The organism is Microbacterium oxydans (assembly GCF_000956525.1).
In the GTDB taxonomy this organism is placed as follows: Bacteria; Actinomycetota; Actinomycetes; order Actinomycetales; family Microbacteriaceae; genus Microbacterium; species Microbacterium oxydans_A.
The window spans coordinates 70,964-87,397 of the sequence record NZ_JYIW01000018.1 but is presented as its reverse complement, the minus strand read 5'-3'; the positions used below and the strand labels follow the sequence as shown (position 1 = coordinate 87,397).

Sequence of the window (16,434 nt, the reverse complement as noted above, 5' to 3'; positions counted from 1 at the left end):
CGTTCAGGAGGTGGCGGTGCGGATGGCGTCGTCCACGCGGGCGAGCAGCTCCGGAGGGGTGAACATGAGTGCGGTGGAGAGCGGGCGACCGACCCCCCACACGGTGTCGGCGCGGACGGCGTCGACGCGGTCGGGCGACACCTCGGCGAGCGTGTCGAACAGAGCACGGTACGCGCGAGGGTCGTCGATCACGGCTGCGAGCGAGGCGGCGAGGCCGGGCAGTGCCGGTCGGACCGCCTCGCCCGGCGCCTGGTACCGCCAGTCGTGCGTGCCGGCACCGACATGCTCCGGGGCGCCGGGGACCGAGACCTCGGCCGTGGTGTTCGGCGGCACGACGGCGCTCACGACGATCTCCCCGCCGTCGCGGCGCCACGAGACGGATGCCGTGCCGTACGGCGTCTCGTGCCGCGCCGAGGCATGGCTGAGCGCGGTCAGGGGTCGAGGCGCGATACGCAGGCGTCGGTACCCCGCTGCGGCGGGGGCGAGCCCTGCGACGGTGCGGTGCAGCCAGTCGGCGACCGCGCCGAGCGCGTAGTGGTTGAACGAGGTCATCTCGCCCGGGTTCACCGAACCGTCCGGCAGGAGCGAATCCCATCGCTCCCAGACGGTCGTCGCTCCCTGCGTCACCGGATAGAGCCACGACGGGCACTCGGTCTGCAGCAGCAGCCGTTCGGCCGCATCGAGGTGTCCTGCGTTCGTGAGCGCATCGGCGACCAGCGGCGTGCCGACGAAGCCCGTCGCGATGCGATAGCCCCCTTCGCGCACGAGTGCGGCGAGCCGATCGCCGAGCGCCTGTCGCTGAGGTTCGTCCGTCGCCAGATCGAACTCCAGCGCCAGCGCGTAGGCGGTGACGGCGTCGCTCATCATGCGCCCGGAGGGGGTGATGTACTCGGCCACGAATGCGGCACGGGTGCGTTCAGCGAGTGCGGCGTAGCGCGCCGCGTCGTCGGCGTGACCGAGCAGCGCCGCGGCATCCGCGACCTGGCGCAGCGATCGGGCGAGATAGGCGCTCGCGACGATGTCCGAGTCGACCCTCGCCGCACCGGGCTTGTCGGCCGGCGCCGCAGGGTCGAGCCAGTCCCCCAGCTGCATCCGTCCAGCCCACAGACCGTCGTCCCCCGCGTCACGCAGCACGGTGTCGACCCACGCGCGCATGCTGCCGTACTGCGCGGCGAGCACGGAGACGTCGCCGAAGCGTTCGAACAGCACGGTGGGCACGACGGTCGCCGCGTCTCCCCACGCGGCGGGCGTCGCGCCGTCCGTGGCCCCGAAGTTCGGCAGCGCTGCCGGCACGACGAGCGGCACGGCACCGCCGGCGCGGGCCTGCTCGACGCGCAGATCACGCAGCCAGGAGGTGAGGAAGGCATTGCAGTCGTAGAGGAAGCTCGCGGTCGGCGTGAAGACCTGGATGTCACCCGTCCACCCCAGCCGCTCGTCGCGCTGGGGGCAGTCGGTGGGGATCGAGAGGAAGTTGCCCCGCATGCCCCAGAGCACGTTCTCATGCAGGCGGTCGAGCAGCGGATCGGATGCCTCGAACCACCCGGTGCGCGTCATGTCGGTGTGCAGCACCACGGCTTCGACGTCGTCCGGCGACACGTCGATGCCGGTCAGCTGCGCGTAGCGGAAGCCGTAGAAGGAGAACCGCGATTCGAGCACGTCGTCCGAGCCGGAGAGATCGAACGTCGCGGTCGCCGCGGCATTGCGGAGCGGACGCAGCGAGAGCTCGCCGTCCTCCAGCACCTCGGCGTGACGCACGACGAGCCGCGACCCTGCTGCGCCGCGCGCACGGATCCGCAGGCGCCCGACGAGGTTCTGGCCGAAGTCGAGGATGCGACCGCCGGATGGCGTGTCGAGCACGGCCGCGACGGGCAGGGTCATCGTCCGCCGGACCGGGGGCGCGATGCGCGCCTCCGGTACCGGGATGTGCTCGTAGCCCGGCAGTGCTGCGGCGCCGACCCTGGCCGGCGACCATGCTGACGCCGTCTTCCGCAGGTCCTGGTGCTCGCCGGGGTAGACGCCGCTGTCGACGACCGGTCCGTCACCGGCGGCCTCCCAGCCGTCTCCGGTCGCCGCCAGCGTCTCGGTGCTGCCATCGGTGTACACGACCCGCAGCTGCGCGAGCAAGGACGGCTGCGTGCCGTAGAGCCGGTTCGTGAACGTGTAGAACCCGTACTTCTCGGTGTACCAGGCGCCGGCGATCTCTGCGCTCAGCAGGTTGTCGCCCTCGTGCAGGAGGGCGGTGACGTCGACGGTCTCGTGCACGAGTCGGTCGCGATAGGCGGTCCATCCCGGTGCGAGCACGTCGTCCGAGACGGCCGTCCCGTTGATCGCGGGCTCCGCGACGCCCAGCGCGGTCCAGAACAGCAGCGCGCGCTCGACCGGACGGTCGATCGTGAAGGCCGTGCGCACGACAGCCGGCTGCGCCTCGCGCTCGGGCGTGGCGAGACCGATCGGCAGCGCGATCCACTCCCCCGCCGCGAGGAACCCTGCCTCGACTGCGAGCGGCTCGCTCCAGTCCGTGCGTGCACCGCCGACGGACTGCGCGCGCACGCGAACGCTCCTGATCTCCCCTGGCACCAACGGCTCGAACGGCCAGGCCACCAGCACGCTCTCGGCATCCTCGATCGTGATGCTCCGGTTCCCGTCGGAGAGCTCGGCGGATGCCTGCATCCAGCCGTTTTCCTCGGCGACGACCGTCCAACTCACCCGGGGTGTCGGCGTCGCGACGAACGAGGTGTCGTCCCGCAGCTCTGCCCTGAGTGTCGCGATGCGCGCGTGCCCGGTCATTCGTCGTCGCCTTCCGCGGTCCAACGGGTGACGACGACATCGCCGGTCACCGCGTACAGGCCGATCACCCGGCCGGTGAACGATTCGGTGGTCTCCGACGACAGGAACCGTCCGTCGACCGTCGCGAGCTCCGACCGTTCGCCGTCGACCGTGATGCCGAGGTGGAACTCGTCGGAGGTTCGCACGAAGCCGCTGCCGCCGGCGGGCCGCCGGGAGTCGATGTGCAGTTCGAGCACGTCTGAGGCCAGCGGCACCGTCCACTCCTGCACGAGGTCGGCGACCACGGCGCGCGCGACCACCCGGCCGGCACCTGCCTCGACCTCGACGTGGAAGCGCTCGTCGTAGCGCACGGCGAGACCGCCGACGCCCGCGCTCACATCGATCGTGACGGTGACCGAGTTCGTGAGGTGCTCCTGACGACGACCGAGGAAGGTCGGATGCGGATCGTCGAGCGTGCGCCCATCGCCGTGCAGCACGAGGGCATCGGCTCGCGAGGTGAGGTCGGCGACCGGTTCGGGCGTGGTCCGCACGGCGATCCACTCGCCGTCCAGCGCACGCTGCGTCGAGAAGTCGATGTCGACGCGCGTTCCGGGTCGCGCGTTCAGCAGCACGGGATCGATGGCCGGCCATCCGTCCGCCTCCCAGCGCACGGTCGTCACGAAGGTCTCGCGCCCGAGGGCGGAGAACGCACGCGTCATGCTCCGCGGACGCACACCCAGCAGCACGCACAGCCAGTCGCCGTCCGGACCGATCACGAGATCGCCGTGGCCCGTGTTCTGGACCGGCCGGATCGTCGACCTCGCCGAGACCAGCGGGTTCTGCGGCGCCGTCTCGAACGGGCCATCCGGCGAGTCGCCGCGTGCGATCGAGATGCCGTGACCGCGCTCGGTGCCGCCCTCCGCGATCATGAGGTACCAGCGTCCGTCGACCGCGTACAGGTGCGGGGCTTCGGGGAACTGCCCGCCAGTGCCCGACCAGACCGACCGCGGCTCTTCGAGCGCGATGTGCCGGTCGAGGTCGACCCGGACCTGCTGGATGCCGAGGTGCTGCCCGGCACCGTCGCCACCGAGGATCAGGCCCGAGAACGTGATGTACACCGTGCCGTCGTCGCCCCACGCGATGTCCGGATCGATGCCGTCGATCGACCCAGAGCCGTCCTGCTGCAGGATGAGGTCTCCGTCGCTCCACGGCCCAGCGGCATCCGTCGCGGTGAAGTGCAGCATCCCCCGCCCCATCGCGTCGGTGATGACGAGGTGGAACACGCCGTCGCGGTACCGGATGGTCGGCGCCCACGCGCCGCCGGCGGTCGGGACGCCTTCCACCGCGAGCTGACCAGGACGCGTGGCCACGTGCCCGATGAGCTCCCAGGTCTCGAAGTCGCGCGAGCGATGGATCGGGATGCCGGGGAGGTACTCGAACGTGGAGGTCGCCAGGAACCACTCATCACCCACCCGCACGACCGAGGGGTCGGGGTGGAAGCCGTTGAGGAGCGGGTTGTACAGCGTGGTCATGGAGCAGGTTCCGATCGTGAGGTCAGGAGGAGAGGATGACGCCGATGTCGCGTGCTGCGGCGACGGCTCGAGGATCGGCGCCGCCCGGCCAGGGACCGCGAGCGATCGTCCAGGCGAATGCGACGCCGTTGTCGGGGTCGACGCAGGCGAGGGCGCCCATCGCGCCGTCATGGCCGAACGACCTCGGTCCGCCGAACGCGAGCTGCTGCGACGGCTTCTGGAAGACGATCGCGTGGGCACGATCCTGCTGGTGCAGCACTTCGTCGTACCCTCGGATCTGCTGCTGTCCGACCTGCTCGACGGTGTCGGTCCAGAGCAGCGGTCGGCCGCCGTCGACACCGGTGACCGCGACGGCGAGCAACCTGGCGATGCCCCGAGCGGTGCCGGTCCCCGACCCGGCCGGGTGACCGTAGCGCCAGCTTCGCGGCGAGAGCGCCAGGTCGACGTCGCCGCCCATGGCGAAGACCACCGGCCCGAGCGCCGAGGTGGGCGTGGAAGCGTGCAGGGTGTCGGCCGGCGGCGCGGTCATCGGCAGCAGCGGGACCAGCCTCGCCTCGTGCTCGGCGGGGAGCCCGAGGAAGAAGTCGATGTCGTGCGGTGCACGGATATCGTGCTCGTAGACCTCGTGGAGCGTGCGCCCCGTCGCCCGGAACACGAGCTCGTCGGCGAGGTTGCCGATCGTGATCGCGTGATAGCCGAAGGCGCTGCCCGGATACCAGAACGGTCGGGTGTCAGCGAGCCGCGCAGCTGCGGCGTGATGGTCGAGCAGCTCGTCCCAGGTGAGCCCCGGCGCGGCCTGCGGGAGCCCCGCCTGGTGCGACAGGAGCTGACGCACCGTCACCGCGTCCTTGCCCTTCGCCGCGAACTCCGGCCAGTACTGCGCGACCGGCGCATCGAGGTCCAGCTCACCGCGCTGCACGAGCAGGCCGACGGCCACCCCGATCACGTTCTTCGTGACGGAGTACGGCACCGTCAGCGACTGCTCGTCGAGATGGGGTCCGCCCCACGCGTCGAGCACGAGTGCGCCGTGCCGGTAGGCCGCGACCTGGAACGACAGATCGGGGTCTGCCTCGAGCTCGCGCTCCAGGCGCTCGACCACCGACGTGAGCCGCTCGCTCGCTCGCCCGTGCAGCGCGCCGGTCAGGCTCGCCGGCGCGGTCATGCCTGCCACCCCACCGACAACGGCAGGTCATCGACCGATGCGCCGACGCGCAGGGTGTACTCCCCCGGCTCCACGACCCAGTCACCTGCCCAGTGCGCGAGGCGCCTGGACGGCACATCGATGACGGCGGTGACCGTCTCGCCCGGTTCGGCGCGGACCACGGCGAAGCCGACGAGCCAGCGGGCCGGGCGTTCCACCGAGGAGTCGGCGCGCTCGGCATACACCTGCACGACCTGCTTCCCGCGGCGCGCCCCGGTGTTCGCCAGGGTCACCTCGACCGTGTCCTCGTGCCGCTGCGCGGTTCCCCACGACCAGGAGGTGTAGCCGAGTCCGTGGCCGAACGCGAACGCCGGAGCGACGGCGGCCTTCAGCCAGGCGCGGTACCCGATGTGCAGGCCCTCGCCGTACACGAGGCGGCCATCCGCCGGCGTCACATCGACGACCGGCACATCGGAGAGCGCCGCGGGCCAGGTGGTGGGCAGTCGTCCGCCCGGTTCCGCAGCCCCGGTCACGACATCGGCCATCGCGTGTCCGAACTCCTGTCCGCCGAAATAGCCCTGCACGATCGCGGCGACCTCGCCGGCCCAGGGCAGCACCACCGGGGATCCGGCATTCACGATCACGACGGTCGGCGTGCCCGTCGCGGCGACCGCGCGAACCAGGTCGCCCTGTCGTCCCGGCAGATCGAGGTCCACACGGTCGTAGCCCTCCGACTCGACCTTCGAGTTCGTGCCGACCACCACGATCGCGACCTCGGCAGAGCGCGCGGCATCGACGGCCCTGGCGATGAGCTCTTCAGGATCGGTGCGCTCCGGCGCGATGCCGAGCGTCACGCTCAGCGCTCCGTCGAGCGCGCCCTGCGACTCCCTGGTGAACTCGGCGCGGATGTCGATCGCGCGCCCGGCCTCGACCGAGACGGCCGTGGTCACCGATGGCGGGTTCAGGAAGGCGGCGCCGAGATCGGTGCCCTCGATCACGGGGGTGTCGTCGAGCACGAGAGCGCCGTCGACGAAGAGCCTGCCGGGGTTCGCGCCGGCGAACCCGAGCTCGATGCTCCCGGTCTCGGTCGGGGTGTACCTGGTCGACAGCACCACCGTGCGGCTCGCGCCGATCGGAGCATCCCCGCCGAACCAGACCAGCGCGGTCGCGCGGCGGTCCTCGGCGAACAGCTCGGTGCCATCCGCATCGAAGAACGCCACTCGCAGCCCCGGCTCGCCGGTCACCGGGTTGACGATCGTCGCCAGGGGGATCTCGGCGACCCCGTCCTGCACGATCGCACCGATCTCGTAGCTGATGTCGGCGGCAGGCAGCGCGGCTCGGATCGCGTCCAGCGGCGACACGACCTCCTCGGGCAGCACCGTCGCCGAGCCGCCGCCCTGCGTGCGCGCCTCCCTGGCGTTGTGCCCGATGATCGCGACCCTGGTCGTCGCAGCGGCGTCGAGCGGCAGCACGCCGTCGTTCTGCAGCAGCACTGCGCCCTCGATCGCGGCCTCCCTCGCGAAGGCCGGCCCGTCCAGCGGCGCCGGCACGATCGCCTCCGTCCCGTCGAGCGCGCCGACCCGCTCGGCGAGCAGCAGGATGCGCAGCACCTTGCGGTCGATGTCGGCCTCCTGCACCCTGCCGTCGCGAACCGCGTCCACGAGATCCGCCCATGCCGGCGCGGGGCCGGGCATCGCGAGGTCCTGCGCGGCGGCGACGGCGGCGAGCGAACGCACCGCCGTCCAGTCGCTGACGACGACCCCGTCGAATCCCCACTCGCTGTTCAGCGGTGTCTCCAGCAGGTCGTTCTCGGTCATCGTGACGCCGTCGACCGCGTTGTAGGCGCTCATGATCGACCACGCTCCCGCCTCGACGGCGCGCTCGAACGGCGCGAGGTACAGCTCGCGCAGCGTGCGCTCGTCGACCTCGATGTCGACCGTGAAGCGATCGGTCTCCGAGTCGTTCGCGACGTAGTGCTTGGGCGTGGCGGCGACGCCGTTGTCCTGCATGCCTCGCACGTAGGCGGCGCCCAGCTCGGCGGTGAGCTCGGGGTCCTCGCTGAAGCACTCGAAGTGGCGTCCGCCGAGCGGCGAACGGTGCAGGTTGATGGTCGGGCCGAGCACGACATCCACCCCCTTGCGACGCGCCTCCGAGGCGGCGGCCGCACCGTAGCGGTGCGCGAGATCGACGTCCCACGATGCGGCGAGCGCTGATCCTGACGGCAGGTTGAGCGACGGCTCCCGTTCGTCCCAGCGCGGACCGCGGACGCCGGCAGGACCGTCGGACAGCGTGAGCGCACGCAGCCCGATCTCCGGCAGCGGCACCGTGGTCCAGAAGTCGGCGCCCTGCACGAGGGCGGCCTTCTGTTCGAGGGTCAGTCGATCGAGCAGCGGACGGAGGTGTGCGGTGGGGTCGGACGGGACGGAGTTCATGCGGCTGATCCTTCTGGGGTGTTCTGCGCGTCGATGAGGGCACGCCGGTCGAGTCGACGCTTCTGCTGGGCATCGGGGTCGGGAACCGGCGCTGCCAGGAACAACCGCTGGGTGTACGGATGCTCCGGACGCGCCGTCACCTGGTCGCCGTCCCCGGTCTCGACGAGCTCGCCCCGGTACATCACCGCGACGCGATGGCTGATGTGGCGGACCACGGCGAGGTCGTGCGAGATGAAGAGGTAGGCGACGCCGGTGCGCTCCTGGATCTCGATGAAGAGGTCGAGCACACGCGCCTGCGTCGACAGGTCGAGGGCCGACACCGGTTCGTCGCAGACGATCAGCTTCGGATCCAGCGCCAGCGCGCGGGCGATCGCCACGCGCTGGCGCTGCCCGCCCGAGAACTCACGGGGCAGCCGGCGGGCAGCATCCGCCGGGAGCCCGACGCGATCGAGCAGGTCGGCGACGCGGGCATTCGCCTGTTTGGCGGCGACCCCGCGTGCGGTGAGCGGTTCGGCGAGGATCTGCGCGATCGTCATCGACGGGTTCAGCGATGAGTACGGGTCCTGGAAGACGACCTGGATCTCGCTGGACAGCCCGCGACGGGCTCGGCGCCCGAGGTGTCCGATCTCGGCACCGTCGTAGCGGATCGACCCCTCGGTGACGGGAGCGAGGCCGAGCACGGCGCGTCCGAGTGTGGTCTTTCCCGACCCGGACTCACCGACCAGTCCGACGGTCTCTCCGGGACGGATGTCGAGCGACACCCCCTTCAGCGCACGGAACGGCTCGGCGCGGAATCCCTTGCCCGGGTAGGTGACATGGAGGTCGGTGACCTCGAGGAGCGTGTTCACGACCGGCCTCCTTCGGCGGTTCCTGCGGTGATGAGCGGGCCACGCGCCGGACCCTCGTCGAGGATCGCGTCGAGCAGCGACTGCGTGTAGGCGTGCGAGGGCGAGCGGAGGATCGTGCGCACGGGCCCCTGTTCGACGAAGAGTCCCTGCTGCATGACCGTCACCCGGTCGCAGAGGTCGGCGACGACGCCGAAGTTGTGCGTCACCAGCAGCATCGCCATCTGCCGCTCGCGCTGCAGGTCGCGGAGCAGGTCGAGCACCTCGGCCTGGACCGTGACGTCGAGCGCCGTGGTCGGCTCGTCGGCGATGATCAGATCGGGGTCGGTCGACACGGCCCCGGCGATCAGCACGCGCTGCGCCATTCCGCCTGACACCTCGAAGGGGTAGGCGTCGAAGGTGCGCTTCGGGTTCGGGATGCCGACGCGGTCCAGCAGCGCCAGCGACTTCTCCGTCGCCTCCTTCTTCGACAGGCCGAGGTTCTTGCGCAGCGGTTCGACCAGCTGGTACCCGATCGTGAACGACGGGTCGAGATTGCTCATCGGCTCCTGCGGGATGTATCCGATGCGCCGACCGCGGATGCCGGCGTACGCGCTCTCCGAGGCATCCGCGAGCTGCGTGCCCTCGTACTCGATCGTCCCGGCCGTGACCCGACCGCCGCGCGGCAGCAGGCCGAGCACCGCGAAGGCCGTCTGCGTCTTGCCGGACCCCGACTCGCCGATGAGTCCGTGGACCTCGCCCTTGCGGATCTGGAGCGAGACGCCGTGGACGACCTCGATGTCCTCACCCTCGGACTGCTCGTACCCGACCCTGAGGTCGGTGACGGTGAGGATCGGCGACTGCCCGATGGCGCTCGTGCGCTCATCGTCCGGATGCACGATCGTGTCGCCGATGACCGGCAGCGGCGTCGAGTCGTCGAGTGCCGATGCATCGCCGCCGGAGAGGCTGAACGACGTCGTCACCGCGGCGATCGATCCCGTCGCGGTCGTCACGGCGCGACGACGCCGACGGCGGACGACGGCGGTGCGCTCGAGCACGTCCCGCATGCCGTTGGCGAGCAGGGTGAGCGCGATGGCGGTGAGGCCGATCGCGAGCGACGGCCAGAGCATCAGGAGCGGCTGCTTGTAGATGTTCGCGAATCCGTCGTTGAGCATGCCGCCCCAGGTCGGGACGCTCATGTCACCGAGACCGAGGAATTCGAGCCCGGACTGGATCGCGATCGCGATGCCCGTGATGATCGCCGACTGGATGATGATCGGCGCGCGCACGACCGACAGGATGTGTCGGCCGATGATGCGGACGTCGGAGAGTCCGGAGACCTTCGCGGCGTCGACGTAGAGCTCTCCGCGGACCGCCGTCACCGCGGCGTACACCAGCCGGTAGTAGGCGGGGGCGAGCAGGATGCCGAAGATGAACATCGCGAGCCAGACGCTCGGGCCGAGGACGGCGCGTGCGGCGAGGAGCACGACGATGCCAGGCAGCGCCATGACGAGCGACGTGACCCACGAGGCGACCGAGTCGAACCAGCCGCGGTAGTAGCCGGCGATCAGTCCGGAGATGACGCCGATCACCATCGCGGTGACGACGGCGACGAGTGCTGCGGCGAGCGTGATCTGCGTCGCTGCGAGCAGCCGCGAGAGCACGTCACGGCCCGCGCTGTCCGCACCGAGCAGGTGCTCTCCGCTCGGCGGAGCGAGCACCAGCTGGAGCGAGGCCAGGTTCGGATCGAAGGGGGCGATCACACGACCGGTGATCGCGACGACGGCGACGATCACGAGGAACACCAGGGAGATCAGCGACACCGGGCGTCGGACGAGTCGGCGCAGCAGCGAGACCTTCGCCACGGGCGTCGGCACCGCGGTGGGAGCGTCGAGAGCGGTCATGAGAGTCGCACCTTCGGGTTGAGCGCTGCCTGCGCGAGGTCGATCAGGAGGTTCACGATGAGCACGATGACCGCGAATGCGATCACGACGCCCATCACGACCGGGATGTCTCCCTGCGTGGTCGCGGAGACGGTGAGCTGGCCCATGCCGGGCAGCGCGAACACCTGCTCGACGATCACCGCCCCGCCGAGGAGTCCGATGAACTGGACGGCGAGGACCGCGAGCGCCGGTCCGCCGGCGTTGCGCAGCACGTGCTTGTAGATCACGCTGTTCGACGACAGGCCCCTGGCTCGGAGCGTGCGCACGTAGTCGCGGGACATCGCGTCGACCACCGATCCGCGCACCTGCTGGGCGACCGCCGCGATCGCACCGATCGCGAGGGCGGCGATCGGGAGGGTGACCGAGGCCAGCCAGCCGCCGACCGACTGCGTGATCGGGATGTAGCCGGTCGCCTTGAACCAGTGCAGGTTGATCGCGAAGATCAGCACGAGGTAGAGCGCGATGAGGAACCCGGGGATGGCGAAGCCGATCACCGAGATGAACTGCACGACGGCGTCGACCCAGCCTCCCCGGCGTGCGGCGAGGACACCGAGCACGATCGCAAGGACCGCGGAGATGACGGTGGCGCCGATGACGAGCGAGAGGCTGACGCCGAGGCGTCCGCTGAGGCTCACGGAGACCAGCTGTCCGTTGAACCAGGAGCGGCCGAGGTCGCCGGTGAGCGCGGAGGTGAGCCAGTCCCAGTACTGGGCGGCGAGCGGGCGGTCGAGGCCCAGCTCTGCCGCCTTCTGGGCGACGAGCTCCTCGGTCGCGTTCTGACCGAGGATGCGGCGCGCGATGTTGGCGCTGTCGAGGAAGAGGAGCCCGAACGTCACGATGGAGATGACGACGAGCAGGACGATGCCGGCGAGGATCCGGCGCACGATGAACATGAGCATGCTGCGCTCCTGTGGTGGGAGGAATCGGGGTCCGGCCCGCCCGCAGAGCAGCGGGCGGGCCGGAGGATCCGCGTCAGGACTTCGGCGTGAAGTCGTAGATCGCGGGGTAGGCGTTCGTCGGGAGCACCTCGACGGTCGTGTTCGCGTCGGTGGCGAAGCTGCCCTGGACGCGGTAGAACGGGGCGAACCACGCCTGCTCGACGATGTACGTGTTCAGCTCCTTGGCCACCGACTCCTGCGTGGCCTCGTCACCGAACTGGATCTGCTTGATGTACTCGTCGACCTTGGGATCGTCGTAGCCGAAGGGGTTGAAGATCGCGGACGGCGCGACCATGAACTGGATCAGCTGCCAGTCCGGGTTCTGCTCCAGGGCCATGAACGATGCCGCGTACTTCGGCGCGAGCAGGTCGGCGATGAAGTTGTTGCCCGGGTCGGTGTACTCGACCCCGATGCCGACGTCAGCCAGCTGCTGCTCGATCAGGGTGTAGGTGGTCGCACCGAGCAGGGTCGACGACGGCATCGACAGGGTGAGGCCGGTCGCGTAGCCGGCCTCGGCCAGCAGCTCCTTGGCCTTCTCGGGGTCGTAGGTGTAGTAGTCGTCGAGCTCGGGGTCGTACGCCGCCGAGCTCGTCGGGAACACCTGCGTGGTGACGGTGCCGTTGCCGAGCTGCAGCGCCTCGAGCAGTCCTTCGCGGTCGAACGCGTAGTTCAGCGCCTGGCGGACGCGCACGTCGGCGAGTGCCGGGTTCATGGTGCCGGCGCGGTCGAGGAGCAGCAGCCCCTGGAAGTCGAGCTCGTTCGCGTTGACCGTCCAGCCGGCGCCTTCGACCTCGGCGAGGTTGTCGTTGCTGGCGAGCTTCACGCCGTTGGCCTCTCCGGCCTTGATCGCGTTGAGGGATGCCGTGGCATCGGCGAGCACGTTGATCACGAGCTTGTCGTAGTGCTGGGCGTCCTGGTTCCAGTAGTCGGGGTTCGCGGTGTACGTGTAGCTCGTCCCGGTGACCGTGGCCGAGGTGTCGAGCACGTAGGGTCCGGAGCCGATCGGGTCGGTGGCGAGGTTGTCGTTGCCGAGCGATTCGCCGCTGGCGACCAGACCGGGATCGCGGGTGAGGTAGTTCAGGAGGGCCGGGTCGGGAGCGCCGAGCGTGATGACGACGGTCGTGTCGTCCGGGGCTTCGAAGCTCGTGATGCCGGCGAAGTAGTTCGCGTCGGGAGACGTGCCGTCCTTGAAGCGCTGCAGGTTGTCGACGACGACCTGTCCGGTGAGCGCCGAGCCGTCGGAGAACTTCACGTCGTCGCGGAGCGTGAGGGTGAGCACGGTGTTGTCGTCGTTGTACGACCACTCGGTCGCGAGCCAGGGCTCGATGGTGCCCTCCGGCGTCGCGAGGAGCAGCGTGTCGAAGACGGCCTGGTAGAACGGGGCACGGTTGCCCCACTCGGATCCGGCCGGGTCGAAGGTGGTCGGCGGCGTGATCGCGCCGAGTGTGAGTGTGCCGCCGCCCCCGTCGCCCGAGCCTTCTTCAGCTCCGCCGGCGCAGCCGGTGAGCACGAGAGCGGCGATCGCGATGGTGGCTGCTGTGGCCTTCAATCGGAACATCCATTGTCCCTTTCATGGGTGGCGGTACCCCTGCGGACCGCCTCTGGATGGAGAAGCTAGCAGCAAAAACTAGTGGGCGCTAGGTTTTTACATTGAAAAGCTAGCGGTTCTTCGGAATTCGTTATAGAACAGTTTCGGAGCACTGCAGTCGCGCCCGATGGCGGACGCGACGAACGGGGGATACGGTGACAGCGATGACCAACACGACCAGCACGACTCCCAAGCCACGTCGAGCCGCCCGCGGCGAGTACGCGAAGACGGAGGCGAGACGCAAGGCGATCCTGGATGCCGCGCTCGAGGTCTTCTCCGAGAGCGGGTACCGCTCGGGCTCCCTGCGGGAGATCGCGCAACGCGTCGGCATCAGCGAGGCCGGTGTGCTGCACCACTTCACCAACAAGGTCGCGCTGCTCGAGGCAGTGCTGGATCACCGCGACGACCGGTCGCGTGAGCTGGTGCCCCTCGAGTTCGACGACGGCGCACGGATGCTGCGCGGCCTCGTCCGTCTCGCCGCCTACAACGCCTCCGTGCCGGGTGTGGTCGAGCTGTACTGCACCCTGTCTGCCGAAGCGACCTCTCCCGATCATCCGGCGCACGGGTACTTCGTCCGCCGCTACGAATACGTGCGCCGGAACATCCAGCGGGCGTTCGGCGAGCTGGAAGCCGAGGGCAGGCTCCGTTCCGGCATGACGCCGACGCGGGCGGCGGTCGCGCTCATCGCGATGATGGACGGCCTGCAGGTGCAGTGGCTGCTCGACCGGACCGTGCTCGACATGGCGGAGGAGCTGCGCGCGTTGATCTCGGCATTCGTCGACATCGACTGGGATGTGGCCGACGAGGGTCTGATCTGATGCCGCGCCTCCCCTTCGCCGACGGCTGGAGCGTCGGCCCGAAGCTCGGCGCGTTCGAATCCCGCGACGAGTCGACCGCATCCGTTCCCGTGCAGCTGCCGCATGACGCGCTCCGCGACCTGCCCCGCTCGGCCGACAGCGTGCAGGGCGTGCACAGCGGATACATCCCCGGCGGGGTGTTCGAATACTCGAAGACGTTCGACGTGCCGGCCGACTGGTGCGACCGCACGGTGCGCATCGAGTTCGAGGGCGTGTACCGCGACGCCACGGTGTTCATCAACGGCGACTTCGCCGCGCACGAGGCCAACGGCTACTCGGCCTTCGTCGTCGATGCCGACCCGTACCTCCGGTTCGGTGCGAGCAACACCATCACCGTGGAAGCGCGTGTGCACCGGGACAGCCGCTGGTACACCGGCGGGGGCATCTCCCGGCCGGTGCACCTCGTCGTCGACGATCCAGTGCACATCGTGCTCGACGGCACGGTCGCGACGAGCTCCGACATCGACGAGGAGCGCGCGGTCGTCGACCTGGCGACACGCGTCGAGAATCGCACCAGGCACACGGCGACGAGACGGCTCAGCTGGACCCTGATCGACCCGCACGGCGCCGAGGTCGCATCCGGCACGGCGCCGATCACCGTGCTGCCCGGCACGGTCACGACGGGCCGAGCCAGACTGCTCGTGCCGTCTCCCCTGCTGTGGGGTCCTGACTCGCCGCACCTCCACGTCGTGCGCACCACCCTGAGCGACGCGGAGACGATCATCCAGGAGGAGACGACGCGCTTCGGCATCCGTCGGCTCCAGCTGGATCCGGTGCAGGGGCTGCGCATCAACGGCACACCGGTGGATCTGCGCGGCGCCTGCATCCATCATGACAACGGCCCGCTCGGCGCGGTCTCGATCGCCGCCGCCGAGGACCGCCGCGTCGCGCTGCTCAAGACCGCCGGATTCAACGCGATCCGCAGCGCGCACAACCCGGCGAGCAGGGCGCTGCTCGACGCATGCGACCGGCACGGCATGCTGGTCATGGATGAGCTCACCGATGTCTGGACCAAGTCGAAGACCGCGTTCGACAGTTCCATCGGGTTCGACACGAGGTGGCAGCAGGATGTCGCCGCGCTCGTCGCGAAGGACCTGCACCATCCGAGCGTGATCCTCTACTCGATCGGCAACGAGATCCTGGAGCTCGCGACACCCCACGGCGCGACGTGGAGTCGCCGCATCGCCGAGGAGTTCCGCCGACTCGATCCCACCCGGTTCGTGACGAACGGCATCAACGGGATCATCGCGAACCTGGGTGCGATCGCCGCGGCGCAGGACGCGGCTGCGGCAGATCCCAACACGATGATGGCCGGGATGGGCGAGCAGATGGCGCGCATGAACGCATCGGAGCTCGTGACGGCGACGACCGAGGAGTCGGCGGCGGTGCTCGACGTCGTCGGCTTCAACTACGCCGACTCGCGCTACGACCTCGACGCCGAGCTGTTCCCGAACCGGATCATCGTCGGATCCGAGACCTTCCCCGATCGCATCGCCTCGCTCTGGGCCGACGTGCGGCGTCTGCCGCACGTGATCGGCGACTTCACCTGGACGGGATGGGACTACATCGGCGAAGCGGGGATCGGACGGGTCGACTACACCGACGTCGAGGGCTACACGCCGACTGGGACTGCCGGCCCCTTCCCGTATCTGCTGGGCGCCTGCGGTGACATCGACATCACCGGGCACCGACTGCCGGCGTCGTACTACCGCGAGATCGCCTACGGCCTGCGTGCGGAACCGGTGATCGCCGTGCATCGTCCGCAGCACCATGGACGGCCGACGTTCAAGACCCCCTGGTCATGGGACGACGTCGTGTCCAGCTGGACCTGGGACGCGGCTGCTGGCTCGCCGGTGACGGTCGATGTCTACGCGGATGCCGACGAGGTCGAGCTGCTCCTCGACGGCGCCGTCATCGACCGGGTCGCCGTCGGTTCGCCGCTGCCCTTGATCGCGCGGTTCGAGACGGAGTACCGCCGGGGCGCACTCACCGCAGTGGCGTACTCGGCCGGTGTCGAGGTCGGCAGGAGCGCCCTGCGCACAGCCGGAGCGCCGCAGCTGATCGCCCGCGCCGAGCAGGCCGGGATCACTGGCCCGGAGGGGCTCGCCTACGTCGCCATCACGCTCGAGGATGCCGATGGGATCGTCGTGTGCGATGCCGACACCCTCGTCACCGTGGCCGTCTCCGGCGGCGAGATCGCCGGGATGGGGTCAGGGCAGCCGCGCACCGAGGAGGGGTTCACCGGCCCGTCGCGGCACACGTACGACGGTCGGGTGCTCGTCATCATCCGTCCCTCGGGCGAGGACGACATCGTCGTGACGGCGTCGGCCGAGGGATACCCTCCGGCGGAGGTGGTGATCGGCGTCGAGAGCTCCGGCGGCGATCGGGCCACCGCCGGATAGCATCGTCGCTC

At 69.9% G+C, this 16,434-nt stretch carries 10 protein-coding genes; 2 read left to right on the top strand and 8 right to left on the bottom strand.

Annotation, left to right across the window (positions count from 1 at the left end):
* Positions 1 to 3 precede the first annotated feature (3 nt).
* The 8 genes from RS83_RS03390 to RS83_RS03355 form a co-directional block, all read right to left on the bottom strand.
* On the bottom strand, positions 4 to 2,787 hold the full coding sequence (locus RS83_RS03390) for an alpha-L-rhamnosidase (RefSeq protein WP_052678813.1): 2,784 nt from the start codon (positions 2,785 to 2,787) through the stop codon (positions 4 to 6).
* Positions 2,784 to 4,298 carry a glycoside hydrolase family 43 protein gene (locus RS83_RS03385; RefSeq protein WP_045278102.1) on the bottom strand — a complete coding sequence of 505 codons (1,515 nt, stop codon included), beginning with the start codon at positions 4,296 to 4,298 and terminating at the stop codon, positions 2,784 to 2,786. The genes RS83_RS03390 and RS83_RS03385 overlap by 4 nt, the downstream gene beginning before the upstream one ends.
* Positions 4,299 to 4,320: 22 nt before the next feature.
* Positions 4,321 to 5,460 carry an EstA family serine hydrolase gene (locus RS83_RS03380; RefSeq protein ID WP_045278101.1) on the bottom strand — a complete coding sequence of 380 codons (1,140 nt, stop codon included), beginning with the start codon at positions 5,458 to 5,460 and terminating at the stop codon, positions 4,321 to 4,323.
* The gene (locus tag RS83_RS03375; protein WP_045278100.1) at positions 5,457 to 7,871 is read right to left on the bottom strand and encodes a beta-glucosidase; all 2,415 of its coding nucleotides are present in this window, start codon (positions 7,869 to 7,871) and stop codon (positions 5,457 to 5,459) included. The genes RS83_RS03380 and RS83_RS03375 overlap by 4 nt, the downstream gene beginning before the upstream one ends.
* On the bottom strand, positions 7,868 to 8,719 hold the full coding sequence (locus RS83_RS03370; protein WP_045278099.1) for an ATP-binding cassette domain-containing protein: 852 nt from the start codon (positions 8,717 to 8,719) through the stop codon (positions 7,868 to 7,870). The genes RS83_RS03375 and RS83_RS03370 overlap by 4 nt, the downstream gene beginning before the upstream one ends.
* Entirely contained in the window at positions 8,716 to 10,599 is a 1,884-nt protein-coding gene (locus RS83_RS03365) for a dipeptide/oligopeptide/nickel ABC transporter permease/ATP-binding protein (protein ID WP_045278098.1), read from the bottom strand. The genes RS83_RS03370 and RS83_RS03365 overlap by 4 nt, the downstream gene beginning before the upstream one ends.
* Positions 10,596 to 11,537: an ABC transporter permease gene (locus RS83_RS03360; protein ID WP_045278097.1), complete on the bottom strand. Its 942-nt coding sequence runs from the start codon at positions 11,535 to 11,537 to the stop codon at positions 10,596 to 10,598. Before RS83_RS03360 ends, RS83_RS03365 begins: the two co-directional genes overlap by 4 nt.
* Before the next feature lie 73 nt (positions 11,538 to 11,610).
* Positions 11,611 to 13,134 (bottom strand): ABC transporter substrate-binding protein, encoded by a 1,524-nt coding sequence (locus RS83_RS03355; protein ID WP_045278096.1) that lies wholly within the window; start codon positions 13,132 to 13,134, stop codon positions 11,611 to 11,613.
* A 194-nt stretch (positions 13,135 to 13,328) separates the two neighbouring features.
* On the opposite strand from RS83_RS03355, the gene RS83_RS03350 reads away from it, so the two are divergent.
* Entirely contained in the window at positions 13,329 to 13,982 is a 654-nt protein-coding gene (locus tag RS83_RS03350; RefSeq protein WP_045278095.1) for a TetR/AcrR family transcriptional regulator, read from the top strand.
* The gene (locus RS83_RS03345; RefSeq protein ID WP_045278094.1) at positions 13,982 to 16,423 is read left to right on the top strand and encodes a glycoside hydrolase family 2 TIM barrel-domain containing protein; all 2,442 of its coding nucleotides are present in this window, start codon (positions 13,982 to 13,984) and stop codon (positions 16,421 to 16,423) included. Before RS83_RS03350 ends, RS83_RS03345 begins: the two co-directional genes overlap by 1 nt.
* Positions 16,424 to 16,434: the final 11 nt, after the last annotated feature.